The following is a 20978-nucleotide window of genomic DNA, read 5'->3' as shown; positions in this document are numbered from 1 at the left end:
GGCTTATTGGTTTCCTTTTACAAACCTAAGCTTTGCAACGTCTTGCAAATTACCGATGATTTTAAACGCTTCTTTGAGGTGCTTTCTTTCAAAACTGCTGAATTGATCGGGTGCGATGTGGTTATCGGGTATATGCCTGTTTTGTATAGCATGCAATTGATGGCGGAAGCGAACTTGGCTGATGAATCTCAGCGCTTCAATAATGCTCTCGCAGGCATCTTCAGAAATAGCTTTATGAGTCATAGCATAACGAAGTCGCTCTTCTGTGCCAGCAAGCTTGCATCCTACCGAGAGGCTGAAAATTCGCGCTAAATCTACGATGAGATTCAAAGCGTACTTTTTGATGTTTAAGGTATTGCTGTGCTCCCCATCTTTCTCTACCACCAAGTTATTAAAAATGCTCAGCGGTGGCGAAATGTTAATGGCATCTCGCGTCAAACATGGCAAGAAGCTCGAATTGTGTTGAATACAATCGTTGAGGTGATCTTGCAACTCCTCGACTAATTCATAAGAGCCATAGATGGCGCGGGTCTCTAGGAACACACTGATATTCAATAATTGATTGTACTCCGGGCTAGAAACCCATTTATTGTAATAATGTTTCCAACGTTGTAGAGGCTGACACCACCGAGGAGATGCCGCCATATATTTACCATCGCAAAGTGGGTAGCCACAAGCCGCTAGGGCGTTGCAAACTCGCATCGCAAGGTGGGTAAAGTACAGTTGGTGCTCTTGGAATTTGTCATCTTCAACGACGATGGCATTGTCTTGGTCAGATAAGAGATGCACTTCATTACGCGCATGAGAACCTGCAACCATCCAAGCATACTTACAAGGCGCAGGACTAAGTACCTTTTCCGTTAGTTCAATGATTCTGCGAGTAAACGCATCCATGATCATCGACATGATTTTGCCTTGTAGGTTTGAGGAGGTGCCGTTTTCAACCAACGCCTGAAAAATCGATTCTTTCTCGTCGCGCAGCTTGGCAAGAGCTTCGATAGAATCAGCGTAGCGAATCTTCTCAATTAAAAACAACGATTGGGTACGGTGGTTGTGTACTAAGTGGGTGGTCGTAAGCAGCCCGCAGACTTGCCCTTTTGATATGACAGGCAGGCTCCGGATATTGTGCTCTAGCATGAGTGAAATGGCTTCAATGATCCGTTCGTCTTCATCGATCACGGTTACAGGAGAGGTCATGATTTGGTGAACTGGCGTCGTGAGTGGGAACCCTTTCGCCACCACTTTCATGGTCATGTCTCGATCGGTAATGACTCCCACCAATTCACCGCTTTTTTCTACGACGGCACAAGAGCTTTTAGGACGAGAACACATTTGCTCTGCTACGTCTTGGATTGGGGTGAGATAGTCCACAGACGTAATGTTTTCACTCGCGATGTCCTTTACAGTTTTGAAGAATAAACTTTTGTTTTCTTTGTGTTGCGAGTGATTGACGGCACTGTTTAGACGTTTTGGTGCTTGTGGATCAAAGCAATCTGTCGTTGTGCTTGCGCTGCTCATCACCTTACGCACAGCTTCGTAGGGGATGGAGTAAAGCAAGGTGCTGTCTAGTGCGTAGACCTGATAACGTTGTGATTGAAGGGAAGAATCTTGAAAGAAGGTAAACCCAAACTGGTCATTTTCTCCCAATCGAGCCAACAAACCTCCTGTCGAGTCTTTTTGCTCAATTGCACCTGAGCGGATGAAGTACAAGTGCGCCGACTGACTTAAAGTTTCTTCGTCGATGGTTTCTCCCTTAGCTAGGTAACTAACCACTACGAGATCGGCGAGCTGCTCAACGATCTCTGTGGGGAGCTTATCAAAAGGGTCGAGCTTCTCTAAGAAGTGCAGGATATTGAGTGTTGCGGAGGTTTTCATAAGGACAGCTTCTGGTTGTTATAGGAGGTCCAATTTGAACCTCCTGTCGATATTATTAAGTGACATCGCCTTTCGGCTTTACCTCGAATTCATCGGTTACTTAGCATGGCGTAAATTCAACTGTGCATCGAACAGTGATGCTGGTTCAACCGCCGTACCGATAGACTCCAAATGTGCTTGCTTAAGGCTTTCATCGGGTACTTCGGAGTAGTTCGCCGTACCGTTTTCGATCATGGTATTGATGTACTTGGCTTGTGGTGCGACAGAGAATTCTGAGCCCGTCATCCCGATGATGTAAGGCATAATCACACGACCGTAAATGCCATCATCCTTCATAAACATAAATTCATTTGCGCTTACGCCAGTGTTGACAGGATTCCAGAAAGTGAGCCCTTTTAGATGGTTTGGTTGGTTGCCAGAACTCGCGCCCCAGCGACCATAAATCCATCCGCCCTTCATGTTATCGAATAGGTTGTGCATGGACTGCTCACCGTGCAAATCAATAGAGGAGTCAGCGGCGTATTGGCTGTTTTTGTACACATTGGCAATCGAGTATTTCGATACGCCAGGCGCATGCCAAGCGTGAGAGTTGTCGGTAATGTTTTCAATTAAGTTGTAGTTGCCGTACATGATAGTGAAAGCAAGGTGTCCCGGCGTTCCGGACAGCGTGACGTCATCAACCGTCACATTGTAGGTATTCCATAGCACGCCTCCTTGGTTGAAATCGCGTAGTTCAATGTTTCTTACCCAGCTGTCATGAACTCGATTAAGTGCTAACAAGCTATAACCACTGTCGTGCAAGGCACTTTCATGATGGACAAATTCTTCGTGCCAGTTGCCTGAAATCGTCATGTTCTCAATCCCGACGTTTTCATAAGAGGTGACTTTTTTCACTTGCCAAGCGTCGGCTTGATCGAGCGTATGTGCAACTGGGGTAGAGAATGTCAGAACATTGCCATCAATAGCAGCAATGGTATGTTTCTCGCGTTTATCGAGCCCTTTAACCAGATTGGTCCAAACTGGCGTGTCTGGTGCTGAGGCTTTGTATTCGATGAGGTACGGTGAGATTGCGTCGTTGATTGCTGGCTCGCGTTGAATTAAAGCAGAAATTTGAACACTGTCGCCGACAGAAAAACCTGTACTACTGTCTACCTGAACAGAAAAGCTTGAGCCGCCTTCAAGCGTTTGTGAAAGCTCGATAGGTGCGGCTGTGGTTTCGGCGTCACTTCTTGCGCCGAGTTGAAACATGTGCGGTGTTGTCCATTTTTTCGATGGGTCTTCTGGTTGAAGGTAGGTGTCCATCTTGAGCACCGTTTTACCAATACCATCACCTTTCACCACGACATTATCCAGATCGACGAAAATCGGCTGTTTGTTTTTTATGTCATCTACGTTATCTGGATCGATGAGAGCATCATCTGCGGCATTATTGATGATGTAAGTGCCTTCAGGAAAATAAAGCACAGCGATTTTTGACTCAGCGGGATTCGTCGTGCGGCTTTGTTTCATCGCTTTAATAGTGGCTTTTATCGCAGCTTTATCGCTGATTGAATCATTCGGTGTTGCCCCAAAATCTTGGACATTAAACACTTGGTATAGAGCATCCGTTTCTGTTGGGGCGGGTGCCGGTAATGGCGTATTGCTAAATTTATAACCAGCAAAGGAGTAGTCTTGAAGAATGCGCTCTTCAGGTAGTGTTGTTGAGGTATCCAACAGACCTGATGCTGAATCTCGGCTGGCAACAAAATCCGTCCAGTACTGGCTGGTGTTTTCGACACTCGACTCGCTATTACAAGCGACAAGCAGCAAAGCGACAGAGAGAGTTCCTATTTTGTATCTCATGGAATCATTTCCTTGTTATTGGGGGTACACGTTTTTTATGCGTTGTTTTAATGCTGGAATGGCGTGCTGGTAGAAAGCGCGCAATCCTGAGCAGAGGTAATTTTGCGGAGAAGATTCTTTGTTTGAACGCACCCTGTCTTTAGGGCAACCGCCAAAACAGAACTTGAGGTATGGGCATTGCTGGCATTGTTGAGAAAGTGAGTGGGTCTTATCGAGACCAAAAGATTGTTGCTTTGGGTCGCATGCCATTTGTGCCAAGTGTGTATTTTTGACATTGCCTAAGCGGTGGCTATCTTCGATGTAGTGATCGCAACTGTAGACGGAGCCTTCCTGCATGATCGCAAGAGCACGACCACAATATTGGCTTGTCACACAGGATGAAGAGGGATGATTCAGTAGAACGGCGAGGCAGTCCTCAACGGTTGGAATGTAAACCTGACCAATATCGTTTTTCAGCCATTCATCAAAGACGGTTGTCATGAATTCGCCCCAACCTTGTGGGGAAACAGAATAAGGTTCTTGAGTGGTGACAAGGCATGAAGAGCGCATTTCTAGCTCGGCTTTATCCACGATCGGGATAAATTGCATTTGTTTGGTTTTCACTTCATCACGCAGGAAGCGATAAATCTCTAGTGCAGAGTGTGTACTTTGGTGAGTCACACAAGTGAGGGTCGCAAAAGGGATGTGGTATTTATGAAGCAAAGCCGCCGCATTGAGCACCTTTTTATGTGTGCCTCTACCTGAGCGTGTGTGGCGATAATGATCATGAACCTCTTGAGTTCCATCGATGCTTAGTCCGACGAAGAAACGATGAGTTTTAAGAAACTTACACCATTGCTTATTCAGCAACATTCCGTTGGTTTGCAAATCGTTTTGAATGGTTTTATTGAGTGGATTGTGTTTATTTTGCAGCTTAATGATGGTTTCGAAATAGTCGAGACCAAGCAGAGTTGGTTCACCGCCTTGCCAACTGAAAATCACTTGAGCGGTGGGTTGAGCTTCAATGTATTGCTTAATGTAAAGCTCTAAGGTTTCGAGCGGCATTGGGGTCGCAGTCACTTCTTTCAGCGTTTCTTCACGACCGAGAAAATAGCAATAATCACACTGAATATTGCAGGTAGATCCTGTCGGTTTTGCCATGATGTGAAAAGGGTAAGATGACTGCATTCCGCGTTTCCTTTATTTCTAGACTTACTGTTGTTTCACAGAGAAAGACCTGCTCCCGAAGGAGCAGGCTTTGTCTTATTTGAACCAGCCTTCAACTTGAATACCGACTTGGAATTCGGTGTCGTTGTTGTCACCGAATGCATGATCGTCTTCATAGTCTTGGAAGTAAGTCGCGAATACGCGCAGTTCAGGGCGAGCCCAGAAACTTTTAGATGGCGACCAAGTTTGAGCAAGTGTTACCTTGCTTGCCGATTGAGGGGTGTCATCGGCCGTTGTCGCATCGAAGTAACCTAACTCGAGTACGGTTTTATTGTTGTCGTCCCAGCTGTATTCAGGGCGAATAACCGCTGAAAAAGTCGTTTGTGTGGTGGTTTGGTTGATCTCGATATCATCAATTGAAGAGGTCCAGAACAAAGAGTGAGCAAGTACGACATCGTCAGTTAGTTTTAACAAGCCGTAGTTCATCACTCGGTAAGCGGACGCATCTTTTTGCACTTCTGCGAAGTAGTTTTTACCTGCATGGTCGTTAAATAGCGCTTTTGAGAAGCCGTTAGTACCGTATTGGAAAACCGTATTGTTCTTACCCCATTTACCGCCGTAGGTAACCAAGCCAGTAGCCATCACACCATCTTCGGTTTGCAACGTAAATTCGTCCGACTCATTTGGCATACCGTAGTCAAGACCGATTTCTAGCTCAGCGTTTTCCCACAATTTTATGCCTTTGTAGCGAATGTCGAAAATATTGACGTTGAGCTTGTTGTTTTTTGTGCCTGGATCATCAAAGTCTTGGCTTTTACGGTCCGAGCGGATAGCAGATACCGACAGCAGGCCGTCACCAACAGGAATGTAGTCAATACCACCACCAGTACCAGACACGTTCCAGTAGTAGGTATCAATGATGTGGTTATCGTGACGTTGGTTGTAGCGTTTACCTGCCCATACGGTGGATTCCGGCAGAGAAGGGATCAGCCCTTTAACCGCCACGTTCACTTCTTTGAACATGAAATCTGTATCGTCGTCATCCATGGCTTCCCAGTCGTTTGAACCATCAGACTGGTAAACAAAACGAGATTGGAAGTAGACGTCGTATTGTTCGGTTTTCGCAAGTTGGGTACCTAGGCCTAAACCTAGGTAAATGTCATCTTCGTTTCCGAGACGACCAAGTTTTTGTTTGTTGTAAGAAACCATCGCACCATTGCTTGAACTAGAGCCTGCTCCCGCACGGAAATATCCAGAAAAATCGATATCTTGCGCAGCAACACCTTGGCTGCATAAGGCAATTGATGTCATGAGAAGGGAGGTTTTGATCGTAGAGTGGTTCACATTAATTTCCTTGTTTTATTTATTTTGTAAAGACAAAAGTCAAAATAGAAATTAAGTGATTATTTTTTTTATTAGAATGAAGAAAGTTGCTGAGGGATGAAAAAAATGAAACTCTATTGATTCATATATTATAAGCGTGATCGCCCTCAATTATTGGCTCTGTGACATTATTCACAAATTGTCACCTAAATAAGGAAAATTTCCGAAGTAGTTTCTTTTTTTTCATTTTTGTATGTTTTTACACATTGAATGAAGCTCTCAAATCTTCATAAACTGGCTCCAGATAAAAAATACGTGAAATAAAATAATCAACCTGGAACGAGTCGCAATGATAGAACATGCATATCCCTCAAAAAGGTATAACAACACTGATTTTGAAGGGCAATTAACTAAGGTTGTTTCTTCAGTTAAAAACAACATCCCTCGTATTGGTATTAATAATCCTAAGATTGGTAACGAAGATGGTACATGGCGCTACTGTGGTCCTTCAGATTGGGTTTCTTCTTTCTGGACTGGTCAACTGTGGCTTTGCTACCAGCTAACCGGCGATGAGACATTCAAAAATAGCGCAAATATGCGTAAACCTTACTTTAAAGAATTACTTATCAACCCAAATTGGCATGATCATGATTTAGGTTTTCAATATTCATTAAGTTGCGTTGCTGGCTATATGTTGACTGAAGATGAGGAATATAAATCAATGGGTATCGAAGCTGCTCATAGTTTATATCAACGATATCGTCGACTTGGCCAATATATTGTTGCGTGGAATGAAACACACATTCTTGGTCCTGAGAAAACTCAGGGAAAAACAATTATCGATTCGCTACAAAATACGGCACTGCTTTTTTGGGCTGCAAATCAAACCAATAGCGATGTATTAAAAGATGCGGCAATTAATCACTCTAAAACAATGGCTAAGCATATTGTTCGTGAAGATTTCTCTACTTTTCATACCTTTAACTTTGATCCACTGACGCAAACTCCAATCAAAGGCGAAACCTTTCAAGGATATGCAGACGACTCTTGTTGGGCTCGAGGTCAATCGTGGGCTATTCATGGTTTTGCTCAAACCTACCAGTACACCAAAAATCCAGATTTTTTGGCGCTTGCGAAAAAGTTGGCGCTGTTTGTTACACCTTATTTGCAAGACGATGCCGTTCCTGTCTGGGACTACCGTTTACCAGAGTCGGAGCATCCATACAAAGACAGTTCGGCGGGGGCTATTACTGCAGCTGGCTTTTTGTTGATTGCAAGCCTTTGTGAGGATGAACAAGAACGTGACTTCTTCGAGCAATGGGGCATGCATTTGGTTCAAGGATTGATAGAACAATGCGATCTAACGGCAGACCCTTCTGCTCATGGCCTGCTTTCTCAAGGCGCATCGTTTGTCGCAAAAGACATGGCGAACAACATGTTGCCCTACGGTGATTACTACTATCTCGAAGCATTGATGCGTATTTGCGGTCATCAACGCTACTTCTGGTAAGGAAACTGATAATGATTTCTGGATACGATATTAGCGCGATTGTTTTTTATTTTATTTTCATGATCTTGCTTGGATTTATTTTTCGTAAGCAGGTTGCCAACACCAGTGATTATTTTCGCGGGGGCGGCAAGATGGTTTGGTGGATGGCGGGCTCTAGTGCCTTTATGACCACTTTCAGTGCTTGGACTTTTACTGGGGCGGCAGGTAAAGCCTATATCGATGGCTTTGCCGTTGTTTGGATTTTTGTATTTAACATTGTCGGCTATCTAGTTTGTGCACGTATCTTTGCTCCTCGCTTCAGACAGCTCAATGTGATTACGCCAATGGAAGCCATTCGACAGCGTTACGGTGCAAAGACAGAGCGTTTCTATACGTTTATCTACATGGTTACGGGGTTGATGGGCGGGGCAATTACGCTATATGCAGTTTCAATCTTTATCTCTGCAGTGATTGGTATCAACATCCAACTGGCTATCGTGATCACAGGTGCAGCCGTTGTCTTCATGACCATTACTGGTGGTGCCTGGGCCGTCGTATCGAGTGACTTTTTACAGGCATTATTGATTGTTGCCATCAGTGTGGTGACCTTTATCGCTGTCATGAACAACGTAGACAGTATTTCGGACATCACAGACCACTGGCAAGGCGCGACGCTTTGGACGGGCAATGGCATCCACTACCAAGAAATCTTCTTATTATGGATTGGTGCCATGTTTATTCAACGCGTTATCGACATGAATAACATTGGTCAGTCAGTTCGCTTCTTGTGTGTAAAGGACTCTGCTCAAGCTCGCAAAGCGGCTTATCTAACCGCATTGTTGTTCGCATTCGGCAGTGTAATGTGGTTTATCCCACCGATGTGGTCTGCAAGTGCTGGTGTTGACCTTACTGGAATGTATCCACAACTTGGCGCAAAAGCGAACCAAGCGGCTTATCTATCAGCAGTTCAGGTTCTTCTTCCTGCAGGCATGGTTGGTCTGGTGGTTTCGGCTATGTTCGCGGCCACAATGTCAACGCTGGATTCCCGTATTAACTTTGTCGCGGCATCATTTGTGAAATCTATCTACAAGCCAATGCTGAATAAAGACGCGACCGAAGAACAAGAGCTACGTGCTAGTAAGATTTCGACGGGAGTGATGGGATTGATTGTAATTGGCTTCGCGCTGTTCTTGAACGAATTACGTGGCATCAGCCTGTTCTCAATGATGATCATTTTCGCGGGTCTTGTGAATATTCCGATGATGATCCCTCAAACACTTGGCATGTTCATTAAGCGAGTTCCTGATTGGGCTGGTTGGGCGACTGTTTGTTTCGGTTTCGTGGTTAGCTTAATCAGTAACAATGTCTTCAATGCTCAATGGGTCTCAGAAACGATTGGCGTTGCATTAACAGGACGTGAGCTTGGTGACTTGGGTGTGGTTATTACCCAGTTTATGCACGCTATTGTCACTGTTGGCTTCTTCCTATGTACGGGCTTGTTCTACAAAGCGCCAGAAGGAGAAAGGAAGAGTGCCATTGAACAATTCTTTACGAATCAAAAGACACCAATTGTCTCGCCAGTAGGCATGGAAGAGTCAGATGTGATGCAGTGTCGAATTCTAGGTCGCTTAACGCTGCTCTTTGGTGGTGTCATCACGGCATTCTTCTTACTTCCGAACGAGCATGCTTATTACTTCTTAATTTGTGGTCTGTTCATCATGACCATCGGAGGCTTGATTTACTCTCAAAGTCTTGGAAATAAACAAAAAATCGCAAGTGTTACACAATGATAGGTGAAAGAAATATGAACACACGTCAAGGCATTCATAAAGCACACGCAAAAACGCTAGACACCCAACAGCTACGAGATGAGTTTCTTGTTGAGAGTATCTTTGAGGCAGATAGTTACACCATGACTTACAGTCATATCGATCGCATTCTGTTTGGTGGTGTGATGCCGCAACAAGAGAAAGTTTCTTTCGATGGTATTGGTAAAGAATTCGGTGTGGATTACCTACTAGAGCGCCGTGAGATGGGCATTATCAACATTGGTAGCTTGGGCTACGTCGACGTTGATGGCGAGGTTTACGAGCTAGAAAACCAACAAGCGTTATACATTGGTAAAGGTGCAAAATCGGTGTCATTTGGCAGTGAAAGCGAAAGTCAGCCTGCGAAATTTTACTACAACAGTGCTCCTGCTCATGCCGCGTACCCTACACGCAAAATCACTCAAGCAGATGCGATGCCAGTAACGCTGGGGGATAGTGAAAGCTGTAACGAACGAACCATTTATAAATACATTGTGCCAGATGTTGTTGAGACCTGTCAGCTTGTGATGGGCCTAACCAAACTGGAAGCTGGCAGCCTTTGGAACACCATGCCTTGTCACACACATGAACGTCGTATGGAAGTGTACTTATACTGCGATATCCAACCGGAACAAGCGGTGTTCCATATGATGGGTGAACCAACAGAGACTCGCCATATTTTGGTACACAACGAACAAGCGGTTATTTCTCCGAGTTGGTCTATCCACTCTGGCGTGGGGACCAAAAACTACAGCTTTATTTGGGGAATGGTTGGTGAGAACCAAACGTTCGACGACATGGACCACATTAAAACCACCGATCTTCGCTAGGAGCAAAACATGGAATTTAAACTGACAGATAAAGTTGCGATTGTGACAGGTTGCGATACAGGTTTAGGACAAGGTATGGCTCTAGGGCTAGCCCAAGCGGGGTGTGACATTGTTGGTGTGAATATTGTTGAGCCGACAGAAACCATCGAAAAAATCCAAGCAACAGGTCGCCGATTCATCGATATCCGAGCGAACTTGATGAAAACGGATGACATTAGCTCGATTGTGGATCGTGCTGTGACAGAGTTTGGTCGTGTCGATATCTTGGTTAACAATGCAGGCATTATTCGTCGCAATGACGCGTTGGAATTCTCTGAGCAAGATTGGGACGACGTAATGGACATTAACGTTAAGTCGGTGTTCTTCTTGTCTCAAGCGGTTGCGAAACAATTTATCGCACAAGGCACCGGAGGGAAGATCATCAACGTGGCATCTATGCTCTCTTTCCAAGGCGGTATTCGAGTGCCTTCTTATACAGCATCGAAAAGTGGCGTTATGGGGATTACCCGCTTGATGGCGAACGAGTGGGCAGCACACAACATTAATGTGAATGCGATTGCCCCAGGCTACATGGCGACCAATAACACCGCTGCATTGCGCGCCGATGCAGATCGAAACCAAGCCATCTTAGAGCGTATCCCTGCACAACGTTGGGGTTTACCAGAAGACTTGGCGGGTCCTGTGATTTTCCTAGCGTCACCAGCGTCTGATTACGTGAACGGTTATACGCTAGCTGTTGATGGTGGCTGGCTCGCTCGCTAATCTCGATACTTCAAAAATGCCTGCACTCGCAGGCATTTTCTTTCTGATTTTATTCCCGAGCTTCTTTCGGAATTGTTACGTTACTTTCGGTATTTTCGATGAAAAAAATAGCCTTAATCGGCGAATGTATGATCGAGCTCAGCGGGCAGCCTTTTGGGCAAATGACTCAGAGCTATGGTGGTGACACATTAAATACTGCGGTTTATCTCAGTCGCCTAAATCCTGATTTAAAGCCTGCCTATATCACGGCGCTAGGTGAAGATTCGATTTCTCAACACATGGCAGAAAAATGGCAAGTAGAAGGGATTGATACTCAATATGTATTGATTGACCCAGCACATCCAACCGGGCTTTACATGATCCAATTAGATGATGGTGGAGAGCGCAGTTTCGCTTATTGGCGACATCAATCGGCGGCGTCTCAATTACTCAAGCATGAGCAATTTTCAAAGATTGAACAAGAGCTTATGTCCTTTGATTTTCTTTACCTATCGGGCATCTCTCTTGCCATTTTAGATGATGAGGACCGAGCCAAACTTATCTCAACTTTAACTGATGCTCGCCACCAAGGGGCTCGAGTTATTTTCGATAGCAATTATCGTCCGAGTTTATGGAGCAGTAGGCTCGATGCTCAACATTGGTATCAAGCCATCGTCAACATCAGCGATTACTTATTGTTAACCAGCGATGATGAACAGGCTCTGTGGGACGATAAAAGCCTTGAGACCACCATTCAACGACTCAATCAGCAAAGCAAAGCGGTCGTCGTTATCAAGCAAGGAGCGGACGGTTGCAGTGTCGGATCTTTAGCAAACTGGAACACGTCTGTGACCCACCACCCTGCTAGTCCGGTGGAAAAAGTGATTGATACCACCTCAGCTGGTGATTCGTTCAATGCAGGCTTTATTTTGGGAATAAGTGAAGGCTTAGAGCTCGGCACGTCGTGTCAAATTGGCAACTTATTGGCTAGCAAAGTCATTCAATATAAAGGTGCCATTGTACCATCACCAATAACAGATCTATTAAGAGACAAATTGTATGAATAATTTAGGTGCAAAACTTGCGTCTTATAAAGTAATTCCTGTAGTCGCGATTGAGCGCGCTGAAGATGTGCTCTCGTTAGGCAAAGCCTTATCTGACAACGGCTTGAACGTCATTGAAATCACGTTTAGAACCCCAGCTGCGGCGGAGGCTATTGCACTACTGAGCGTTGCTCAGCCTGATATGTATATTGGTGCTGGTACGGTGCTGGATGCAGAGCAAGTCGAGCAAGCGACTCTAGCTGGGGCGTCATTTATTGTAGCACCGGGCTTTAACCCAGATACTTTGCAAGCGTGTGCTGCCAAAGGCATTCCATTTATTCCAGGTGTTTGTACTCCGAGTGAGTTGGAGCAAGCACGACAGCAAGGCATTCGTTTGATGAAGTTTTTTCCTGCAGAGGCAGCTGGTGGTGTCGCCATGCTCAAAGCCCTTTCTGGGCCTTATAAAGATGTACAGTTCATGCCAACTGGCGGGGTGAACGAAGGTAATATCAATCAGTACTTAGCGTTACCGAATACGGTGGCATGTGGTGGTACATGGATGGTGCCCCAATCATTAATTGAAGACCAAGACTGGGAAGAAATAGGACGCTTAACGAGAGAAGCCGTAAAGGTGGTTAATCAACAGGAGAAGCAGTAATGGCGGAGACTAAACGCGTTGCCGTTTTATTAGCGGATGGTTTTGAAGAGGCAGAAGCGGTGGTCTTTATTGATATTATGCGCCGACTCAAAATTGAAGTGGACGTATTATCAATCCACGATCGCAAACCCTTGAGCTCCTATTTTAAAACGTTGATTTCTGCAGACTACTTGCTGTCAGAAAAAAGTGCGGAGCTGTACGATGCGGTGATGATGCCGGGCGGTCCAATGGGTACGGACAATTTGACGTGCAGCAGCAAAGTGATTGAGTTTCTAAAAATACATATCGCAGAAGATAAGTGGATCTGCGCACTGTGTTCATCCGGTGCCAAAGTACTGGCTGCAAACAAGCTTCTAGGGCTGCACCATTACACAACGGGTGGTGGTCTAGAGAAGAACTTTTCTGATGGCGTGTATGTTGATCAGCCTGTGGTTGTCGACGCTCCTTTCATCAGTGCGAAAGGGTTAGGGGTGAGCTTTGAGTTTGCTTTTACGGTTGCTGCGAAGCTGTTCCAAGACAACAAAGATGTTGATTGGCAAGCGGATCATATTTACTTCTCAAACTGGCCGCTTAATCACTAATCTTTGATTACTAAACATTCACAACTAGCCGCTAGCCATGCGCGATTACGGCCTAATATTCTGCAAAAACTTTGCCCATCAGAGGTCATTTGCTTTTGATGGGCAAACACCAAACTGCTTTTTAAAGGCGCGACTAAAATGGAAGCTGTCGTTGAAGCCGAGTTCGAAGGCGACCCGCTTTACATTAGTTCCAGAGCGCTTGAGCATCATCATACTGGCATCGAGTTTCAGCTTTAAGTAATACTGTTTTGGGGACACGTTAAGGTATTTAAGGAAGAGTTTTCTTAGATATTGTTCTGTGTAGCCCGCTTCCTGCGCAAACTGTTTTATGGCGATATTCTCACCGATGTTCTCGCTCATTTTTGCCACAATCTCATGCACCGTCTTTTCTTGGTTGGTCATGGATTTCGATTGGTCAATTAAGGTGAGCCATTTATAAAAAACAAACCCAAAGCCTGCGACCGCTGCATTGAGTTTTATTGGTGATTTAGACGCAATGAGTTCCTTGACTTCAGACAGAATGCTTGGGTAGTCGTCGTTCTTCAACGCAATAGGTTCTTCAAAAGGAATCGGAGTAACACCCTGCATTAAAAACTCGAACCAGTTTAAGTTCCAAACGATTCCATTTGTCCAGTAGCTATCGATGTTTCTGCTGTCAATGAAGGTCACACTTGGTGCGGAAACCGTGAGAATTTTCCCGCTCTTCATCTTGATGCACCCACTGCCTTGGATGGTGTATACCGCCACAATGGCATTTGGCAGCATAGGCAACATGCGGTCTCTTGGCCATTTGATATGGTAGTTTATGTCGGCATGTACATCCCACATTGAGCGTAGAGTAATGCCACATGAATCTGCGGATTCTTCGATGAGGAGCGGCTGATTTTTCATTGTTTCGCTTTTTACATTTAATAGGGATTTTTACTATGGTTTATAGTACCAATCACGATTAACTTTAGGAATCAGTAGTCCGTGATAAGGCTTGAATAATAGAGCTCTATCACCTTTGCATATTTTTTGAGGCCTAGATGATTTCTGATTTCTTAAACCCTAAAGAGAGAAAGGGCGCTTTCTGTAGAAATGACCAACAACAGCCCAATATCGTGTTCATTACTGTCGATATGATTTCTGCGGATTGTTATCACCCCCAACGTCCGCTTTCTGGCGTGATCAATACGCCAAACATCGAGTCCATTGCCACGGAAGGTACTTCATTTAGTTCGGCATTTACTCCCAGCCCTTTATGCGGTCCGGCAAGGGCCGCTATTTTTACTGGCATGCACCCTCCCTATCTTTCAAACGGTGAACGTACGCCTGTAGGAATGAAGGTGGATCTCGATCTCGACGACATCATTTTCCAAGACTACTTAAAACGTGTCGGTTACTCCCTCAAACATTCAGGTAAATGTCACGTTGGTGTAGAGAAATTCGTTCGTACCTTTGGTGAAAACGTGCATGCTTGGGATCGCTGGGGACCACCAGTAGAAGACGATGACCGCTACCTAGCATACCTCGCGAATATGGGCGTACAGTTACCAAAATATCGCAAAGAGCTCCGTGGTTTACAGATTGATAAGTTGTCTCCTGCCAATTCATTTGGCGGTTGGATTGAACAGCAAGATGGCAGTGATTTCCCGTTAGATGCACATTACTCAGTGTTCTTGGCGAAGTTGGCTGTGGAGCAAATAAAAGCATCGAAAATCCAAGCGCCAGCTAAGCCAATTTTCACTCAATTAGAATTCTTCGACCCTCATCAGCCTTATTCTGTGCCAAGTGGTTTAGAGGAACGCTACGAGCAAATCAAAGCCGCTATTACCTTGCCTGATAGTTTTACCATGCAGGAAAAGGATAACCCAATTTATGCGCTCTATCAGCAATATTGGGGGATGTATGACGCCGAAGTGGCGAAGGACTATATTGCTTGTCATTTACTGCAAGTTGAGGTGGTTGATCATGCTATCGGTCATTTAAACCACTTCCTCAAAGAAGAAGGGTTATGGGATGAAACTGCGATTGTGTTTTCTGCTGATCATGGTGATATGAATGGTCGTATGGCTATGGCGGATAAAGGCTCTTACTTCCAGCCAGATATTTTCCGTATTCCATTGATGATCAAGCCTCCTAAATCTCAGCAAACCATGTTGAAACAATCCGATGAGAGCGTTTCTGCAATTGATGTAGCGCCAACTATCCTCGGATTTGCAGGTATTGAAATTCCATCACAAATGGAAGGCGATAACTTGCTGAATGTGATGCAAGGTAAGGCTCGCCGCCCATTGACTCAGGTTTACCAAACGGGTGTACATGTTGGGTGTAATTACGGCTTTGGTTTTCAGGTGACGCTAGAAGGTAAACCATATTTCTACGGCTACAACGCCACCACGGGCTTTGAAGAATTACACCATTTGGATAAAGACGATCAGTCGAACTTGTTCGATTTGGAAGAGTATCGAGTCCATAAAGAAACCATTGTGCTACAAGCGGCTCAGTTGCTGCAATCTGATCCACGTTGGTCTGGTTACTGGTCTTCTTATCGCCTGCATAACGCCCGCTACTTGCCGACGGTTGGTGGCGATATGCAAATGTTGAAACCACAATAAATGAGCTAAGAGAGTGGGGATAAATGCCCACTCTCTCTGATGTTTTGAATATGTCTTGGAAAAAAAAGGGGGAAGACCCCGACTATCGTTTTACGCTTGCCAATGAGCGAACTTTTTTGGCATGGGTTCGTACTGCGCTCGGCTTTTTTACGGCGGCTATTGCTGTGGACCAATTAGCCACAAGTCTTAACGATACTTTATATAAGCCACTCATTTGTTTATCTTTACTGACGATTTCTATTCTTTGCTCGATTTTTGCCTATGCAAATTGGCGAGGAAATGAAATCGCAATGCGGTTAAACAGCAACCTGTCTTATTCCCATGCTATTAAAGTAATTCCGATCTTAATGGTGGTGGTGATTACCTTCTTATTGAGCAGCATTTATCACGATGTCTTTATTAGATGAGACCCATTTAAAAAGCGATGCCGGTCTGCAAGTTGAAAGAACGGTTTTATCTTGGCTGCGTACTCTGTTTGTGTCGGTTTTGATCGTGCTGTCGATTGCTAAGATATTGCATGGCTCAGTTTCTTGGCTGTTGGCAGTTTCTTTAGTTTTTGCCTGTTTAGCTTGCCGTTATGTTTACGCTTCAGGTCTTTGTGTCGCGACTAAAGGAACCAGTTGGAAAGCGGGAAAGCATAAAGTGATTGCCACTTCTTTAGTTTTATCGGCGTTTTTTTATGGAGTCCACTTGCTTTAGTTGGTCTAACCTTTGCTGTCCTTTCGATGTTGAAGCCACTCGATGTTGAGTGGCACTCTTTAACGGGTGTTCTTGAGGTACTTATTCCAGTGTGACGGCCTCGGCATCATGTGCATTATTTCGTTGATCATGACAGCAATGGTTGTGGTGATCCTCGTAGCCATCATACGCGCATTCGCCAATATTGTTTCTAGGACAGATAAGATAGTGACTTCTATCGAGCAACTCTGTTTGACATATTGGACAGTACTTTTCCATAGCAACCTCCCACAACTAACGATTGAAAATTTCGTCCGTAGACACGAGTTCAAAGGTAATTTTAGACCCTAGATTATGACCGTGATGTGAAGGTTTTATGTGAGGATAAGAGTGTGTTCTCTGTCTTGACAAAGCTCTGACAGAGGGCGGAGTGAGGGTTATTCTCGCATTTTCATTAGAAGTCTGATTTCAAAAGAAAAGGAGAGATTTGAAGCGTCGTTTTATACTTGATGCTTTGCTGTATCACGCCATAATTTTGCAGCTTCTTTTAGAAGGCACATCACAAAGATATTTGTCTTCATTTCGCGCAAAATTGTTGGAGTATTTGGTCTGTTTATAGGTGAGTATTGAAGTGTTGGGTTTTGGCAATATGTCAGGCAAGTGAAGCACAGATAAAAACAAGGTCAGCTGTAGAGCTGACCTTCTCTCTTGATAAGTTTATGAGGCTCAGTAGCTAAGCTCTTCTTTTGGAAATGTGCCTTCACCATTAGAAACAATAGCGTCTATTTGGATTGAGGCGTCCATAAAGATTTCTGATACACCGATAACAGTGCTCGCTGGAAGTTCTTTATCAAAGTAGCTTGCTAAAATATCCTCCACAACTTGCAAGTCGCTGATATCTTTTAGCTGAATATTCAGTTTCACGATGTCGTCCATTACATGGTGCACGCTTTTGATGATGGCTTTGATGTTGTCGAGGCATTGCATGGTTTGCTCGCCTACGTCATTAACAATGACTTCGCCACTCGGCGGATGGATTGGCAGTTGTGCAGAAATGTTATTGTAATGCGAGAAAGCGACAGTTTGAGTTGAGAACTTGCTGATTGGTGCCGCCTCTGTGTTGTGGGCGCGAATCACAATCCCATGTCTATCTTCAACGGCTTGGGGTGGCGTTCCGTCTCCATGAGAAACCGTCGCGTCTATTTGCACTAAGGCGTCCATTGGTAACCCCTCAGCTTTGATGACAGTACGAGCGGGCACGTAGGCAACGCTTCTTGCTATCGCCGAGTCTGGAAAAAATGTGCTGTAGACTTGATTGACAGCAAAGGCGTCGTCGAGACTTCTCAGATGGATATTGAGTTTAACAATGTCATCAAAAGGGACATCAATACTATTCAGTATGCTCTTGATGTTTTTCAGACATTGTCGAGTTTGCGCTTTGATTCCGCCTTCAGCAATATTGCCTGTTTCTGGTTCAATCGGCAGTTGAGCTGAAATGTGGTTGTAATGTGAGAACGCAACACTTTGGCTCGACAGCAAACTGGCTGGGGTTTTTGCTGTGTTTCTTACCAGCTTGATCAGCTCGCAAGGTTCTTGAGGGTGTGTACCTTCGCCGTTCGAAATGAGCGCGTCGATTTGAACTAAAGCGCCTTCCAAAGGCAGTGCAGCAACGGCAATTACGGTTCGAGTTGGAAGGTGGCTGATGAAGTATTGTTTATAAACCTCATCGACAGCATCCAGATCGGTCATAGATTTAAGATAAATCGTGATTTTAACGACGTCATTTAAGCTGTGCTCGATGCTATCCACGATAGACCTAATATTGCTTAAGCATTGCTTAGTTTGCTCTTTGATGCCCCCTTCCACTAACTTTTGGCTTTTTGGGTCAATCGGCAGTTGCGCTGAGATATTGTTGTAATGGGAGAAAGCTACCGATTGAGTTGAGCCGTCGTTGATTGGTGCATTTTCTGTATTTCTAGATACTTTGATGATTTCGCCGTGCATTTCGAATGTTCTCCAATTCTGGCTGCTGTAGTAACGCTGCGGGTACGCTGATACAGGCAATAGATAGCCAGACCAACCGCTCAAAACAGAGGCAAGTCTGGCTATGTGTGCCGAATAAAAACGTTAGTTAGTGAATGAGATCGTTATAGGGTGCTGAGGAAGGTCAGAATTTTGTCTTCGTGGCGCTTGATGGTTTCTTCGCTTGGCGTGATGGCATCTTTATGGGTGAAGTAAACCAATATGGCCATTTGCGCTGTTAGGCGGTTCTCTGCTTCGTCGAATGCTACAGAGTATTCACTTTCTAGCGCACCGCGAGTGACTTCCTCTTTGTCGTTTGCAGGTAAGCAGTGCAGAAGCATTGCACCTGGCTTCGCTTTTGCCATAAGTTCTTCCGTGATCACGTAGTCGGGCATGAAGGCAGCCAAGCGCTCTTCTTTCTCATCCATTTGAGTGACCCAGTAGAAGCTGTCGCCGTAGACCACATCACAATCACTGATTCGCTCTACATCATCGGTGATCTCGATATGACCGCCAGATTCTTTGCAGAACGATTCTGCAAGCTCAACCCATTCTGGTTCCATGTGGTATTTAACCGGACCAATTTGCTTAAAGCCCATGCCGTATTTCGCACAAGTTAGCATCAATGAACGGCACACATCAGTAGCGTCACCCATGAATGCCAAAGTCAGTTCATTTAGCTGACGACCATCAGTGATGTGCTCACGAATAGTAAATAAGTCAGCCAGCATTTGTGTTGGATGGAAACGGGTATCTAGGCCGTTGATGACTGGTACGGTAGACATGTTTAATAAACCATCTAGCGTTTCAGGACTGTTAGTGCGAGCCATGATCACATCACACATGCGTGATAACACGCGTGAGGTGTCATCAATCGACTCTTTGCCACCAAGATGGATGTCTTTTGGCGATAAGAACAAAGCGTGACCACCAAGTAGCGTTGCGGCAACTTCAAATGAAACGCGTGTGCGAGTCGAGCCGGCTTCGAAAATCATCCCGACTGACTTTCCTTTGAACAGTTGTGGGACTGCATTGTCTTTACGCGCCTGTTTTAGGTAGCTCATCAATTCCATCATGTTGTCCATTTCTCGGACTGAGAAATCTTTCATAGACACCATATGCTCAATGTTTGCTTTGTGTAGGTCAGTTGCACTTGAAGAAGGTAATTTCATAATCATATTCCTATTTTCATTTGGGGCTTACCTAAGCTCGCCCCTTTTATTTTGAGTCGTTGGATTCGTATGGATTTAAACTTGAGGTACTTGTTGAGTAATGCAGTGGATATTGCCGCCACCGAGCAAAATCTCACGAGCAGGAACACCGTTTACTTCATAGCCTGGGTAGAGCTCCTCTAAGAGCGCAATCACCTCTGCGTCGTATCGCTTATCGAGTAGAGGTAGAACAATCTGGTTGTTCGTGATGAGATAGTTCGCGTATGAGGCGGCTAGACGCTCTCCGGCTTCACGCTCCATCCCTTCTGCAATATCAATCCCTGCTGCTTCTTCTTTTGCCATGTACAAAGGACCTGGCATTGGCAGCTTATGGACTTTGATTTTGCGGTCTTTCGCGTCTCTTTGATTTGTCAGGCAGTCGTAGGCTTCTCGACTGATTTCGTATTGCGGATCATTTGGGTCGTCGCACCAAGTCAGTACCACTTCTCCGGGCTTAACGATGTGGAGAATGTTATCGACGTGACCATTGGTTTCGTCGTTATATAAGCCACGAGGCAACCAAACAATTTTCTCTATATTGAGATGTTCACGAAGAACTTTACTCAACTCTTCTTTGCTTAGATCTGGGTTACGACTCTCGTCCAGCAGACACTCTTCTGTGGTGTATAAAGTGCCGTCGCCATCGATGTGTATGGAGCCTCCTTCAAGTACAATTGGCGCTCTATAACGAGAATCAGCGGTAATTTCACACATTTTCTGTGCGACTTGGTCATCGCGTTTCCAAGGCCAGTAAAGGCCATCGACAAAGCCGCCCCAAGCATTGAATTCCCAGTCGACACCGCGACGTTCACCCTCATCATTCACGACATAGCTTGCGCCGATGTCGCGCATCCAAGAGTCATCGGTTGATACTTCAAGCACGCGGATATCGTCAGGTAAACGAGATACGGCATTGTCGTACTGATCCGCACTTACCAGCATGGTGACGGGAGTGGTTTGGTTGATTTGCTTTGCCACTTCAGCGAACACTTTTTGTGCCGGTTTTGCACCGTTTCGCCAGTTGTCAGTGCGTTCTGGCCAAGCCATCCAGATTTCGCTATGAGGCTCTTGCTCGGCAGGCATTCTGAAGCCGTCTTGTTTTGGTGTGGTTTGTAATAGCTTTTTCATATC

The 20978-nt window shown here is 45.0% G+C and carries 18 protein-coding genes; 10 read left to right on the top strand and 8 right to left on the bottom strand.

Annotation, left to right across the window (positions count from 1 at the left end; genetic code table 11):
* Nucleotides 1-3: 3 nt before the first annotated feature.
* From VJL_RS17740 to VJL_RS17725, 4 genes are all read right to left on the bottom strand, one after another.
* Nucleotides 4-1875 (bottom strand): DUF294 nucleotidyltransferase-like domain-containing protein, encoded by a 1872-nt coding sequence (locus VJL_RS17740; RefSeq protein ID WP_038879934.1) that lies wholly within the window; start codon nt 1873-1875, stop codon nt 4-6.
* Between the two features lie 96 nt (nt 1876-1971).
* Nucleotides 1972-3717 carry a DUF4955 domain-containing protein gene (locus VJL_RS17735; protein WP_038879931.1) on the bottom strand — a complete coding sequence of 582 codons (1746 nt, stop codon included), beginning with the start codon at nt 3715-3717 and terminating at the stop codon, nt 1972-1974.
* A gap of 15 nt (nt 3718-3732) precedes the next feature.
* Nucleotides 3733-4884 carry an anaerobic sulfatase maturase gene (locus VJL_RS17730; RefSeq protein WP_038879928.1) on the bottom strand — a complete coding sequence of 384 codons (1152 nt, stop codon included), beginning with the start codon at nt 4882-4884 and terminating at the stop codon, nt 3733-3735.
* A gap of 75 nt (nt 4885-4959) precedes the next feature.
* The gene (locus tag VJL_RS17725) at nt 4960-6207 is read right to left on the bottom strand and encodes a carbohydrate porin (RefSeq protein ID WP_038879926.1); all 1248 of its coding nucleotides are present in this window, start codon (nt 6205-6207) and stop codon (nt 4960-4962) included.
* A 328-nt stretch (nt 6208-6535) separates the two neighbouring features.
* Here VJL_RS17725 and VJL_RS17720 point away from each other — a divergent pair, with 328 nt between their 5' ends.
* From VJL_RS17720 to VJL_RS17690, 7 genes are all read left to right on the top strand, one after another.
* Nucleotides 6536-7696, top strand: coding sequence for a glycoside hydrolase family 88 protein (locus tag VJL_RS17720; protein ID WP_038879923.1), 1161 nt, complete (start codon nt 6536-6538; stop codon nt 7694-7696).
* 11 nt (nt 7697-7707) lie between these two features.
* Complete coding sequence (locus VJL_RS17715) at nt 7708-9465, top strand: sodium:solute symporter family transporter (protein ID WP_038879920.1); 1758 nt, start codon at nt 7708-7710, stop codon at nt 9463-9465.
* 14 nt (nt 9466-9479) lie between these two features.
* Nucleotides 9480-10313, top strand: coding sequence for a 5-dehydro-4-deoxy-D-glucuronate isomerase (gene kduI, locus VJL_RS17710; RefSeq protein WP_038879916.1), 834 nt, complete (start codon nt 9480-9482; stop codon nt 10311-10313).
* Between the two features lie 9 nt (nt 10314-10322).
* Nucleotides 10323-11075 carry a 2-dehydro-3-deoxy-D-gluconate 5-dehydrogenase KduD gene (kduD, locus tag VJL_RS17705; protein ID WP_005449923.1) on the top strand — a complete coding sequence of 251 codons (753 nt, stop codon included), beginning with the start codon at nt 10323-10325 and terminating at the stop codon, nt 11073-11075.
* Between the two features lie 98 nt (nt 11076-11173).
* Nucleotides 11174-12121, top strand: a complete 948-nt coding sequence (locus tag VJL_RS17700; RefSeq protein WP_038879913.1) for a sugar kinase — start codon at nt 11174-11176, stop codon at nt 12119-12121.
* On the top strand, nt 12114-12755 hold the full coding sequence (locus VJL_RS17695; RefSeq protein ID WP_038879908.1) for a bifunctional 4-hydroxy-2-oxoglutarate aldolase/2-dehydro-3-deoxy-phosphogluconate aldolase: 642 nt from the start codon (nt 12114-12116) through the stop codon (nt 12753-12755). The genes VJL_RS17700 and VJL_RS17695 overlap by 8 nt, the downstream gene beginning before the upstream one ends.
* Nucleotides 12755-13336, top strand: a complete 582-nt coding sequence (locus tag VJL_RS17690; protein ID WP_038879906.1) for a DJ-1/PfpI family protein — start codon at nt 12755-12757, stop codon at nt 13334-13336. The genes VJL_RS17695 and VJL_RS17690 overlap by 1 nt, the downstream gene beginning before the upstream one ends.
* A 78-nt stretch (nt 13337-13414) precedes the next feature.
* Here VJL_RS17690 and VJL_RS17685 read toward each other — a convergent pair whose 3' ends face one another.
* Complete coding sequence (locus tag VJL_RS17685) at nt 13415-14227, bottom strand: AraC family transcriptional regulator (protein WP_017448224.1); 813 nt, start codon at nt 14225-14227, stop codon at nt 13415-13417.
* A 137-nt stretch (nt 14228-14364) separates the two neighbouring features.
* Between VJL_RS17685 and VJL_RS17680 the strand changes: the two genes are divergently transcribed.
* From VJL_RS17680 to VJL_RS17670, 3 genes are read left to right on the top strand one after another with little or no spacing between them, the layout of a single operon-like run.
* Nucleotides 14365-15936 (top strand): sulfatase-like hydrolase/transferase, encoded by a 1572-nt coding sequence (locus VJL_RS17680; protein WP_227741139.1) that lies wholly within the window; start codon nt 14365-14367, stop codon nt 15934-15936.
* A gap of 50 nt (nt 15937-15986) precedes the next feature.
* Nucleotides 15987-16343, top strand: coding sequence for a YidH family protein (locus tag VJL_RS17675; RefSeq protein ID WP_038880303.1), 357 nt, complete (start codon nt 15987-15989; stop codon nt 16341-16343).
* A complete protein-coding gene (locus VJL_RS17670; protein ID WP_038879899.1) occupies nt 16327-16635 on the top strand; it encodes a DUF202 domain-containing protein in 309 nt (102 codons plus the stop codon). Before VJL_RS17675 ends, VJL_RS17670 begins: the two co-directional genes overlap by 17 nt.
* Before the next feature lie 705 nt (nt 16636-17340).
* Here the strand turns inward: VJL_RS17670 and VJL_RS17665 are convergent.
* From VJL_RS17665 to aguA, 3 genes are all read right to left on the bottom strand, one after another.
* Entirely contained in the window at nt 17341-18618 is a 1278-nt protein-coding gene (locus VJL_RS17665) for a RidA family protein (RefSeq protein ID WP_038879896.1), read from the bottom strand.
* Nucleotides 18619-18761: 143 nt separating this feature from the next.
* Nucleotides 18762-19808: an ornithine carbamoyltransferase gene (argF, locus tag VJL_RS17660; RefSeq protein ID WP_009706650.1), complete on the bottom strand. Its 1047-nt coding sequence runs from the start codon at nt 19806-19808 to the stop codon at nt 18762-18764.
* Between the two features lie 75 nt (nt 19809-19883).
* The gene (gene aguA, locus VJL_RS17655; protein WP_038879893.1) at nt 19884-20975 is read right to left on the bottom strand and encodes an agmatine deiminase; all 1092 of its coding nucleotides are present in this window, start codon (nt 20973-20975) and stop codon (nt 19884-19886) included.
* Nucleotides 20976-20978 lie beyond the last annotated feature (3 nt).

This window comes from Vibrio jasicida CAIM 1864 = LMG 25398, from assembly GCF_000400365.1.
GTDB lineage: Bacteria > Pseudomonadota > Gammaproteobacteria > Enterobacterales > Vibrionaceae > Vibrio > Vibrio jasicida.
The sequence above is the reverse complement of the archived record's forward strand: the minus strand, read 5'-3'. Positions and strand labels throughout refer to the sequence as shown.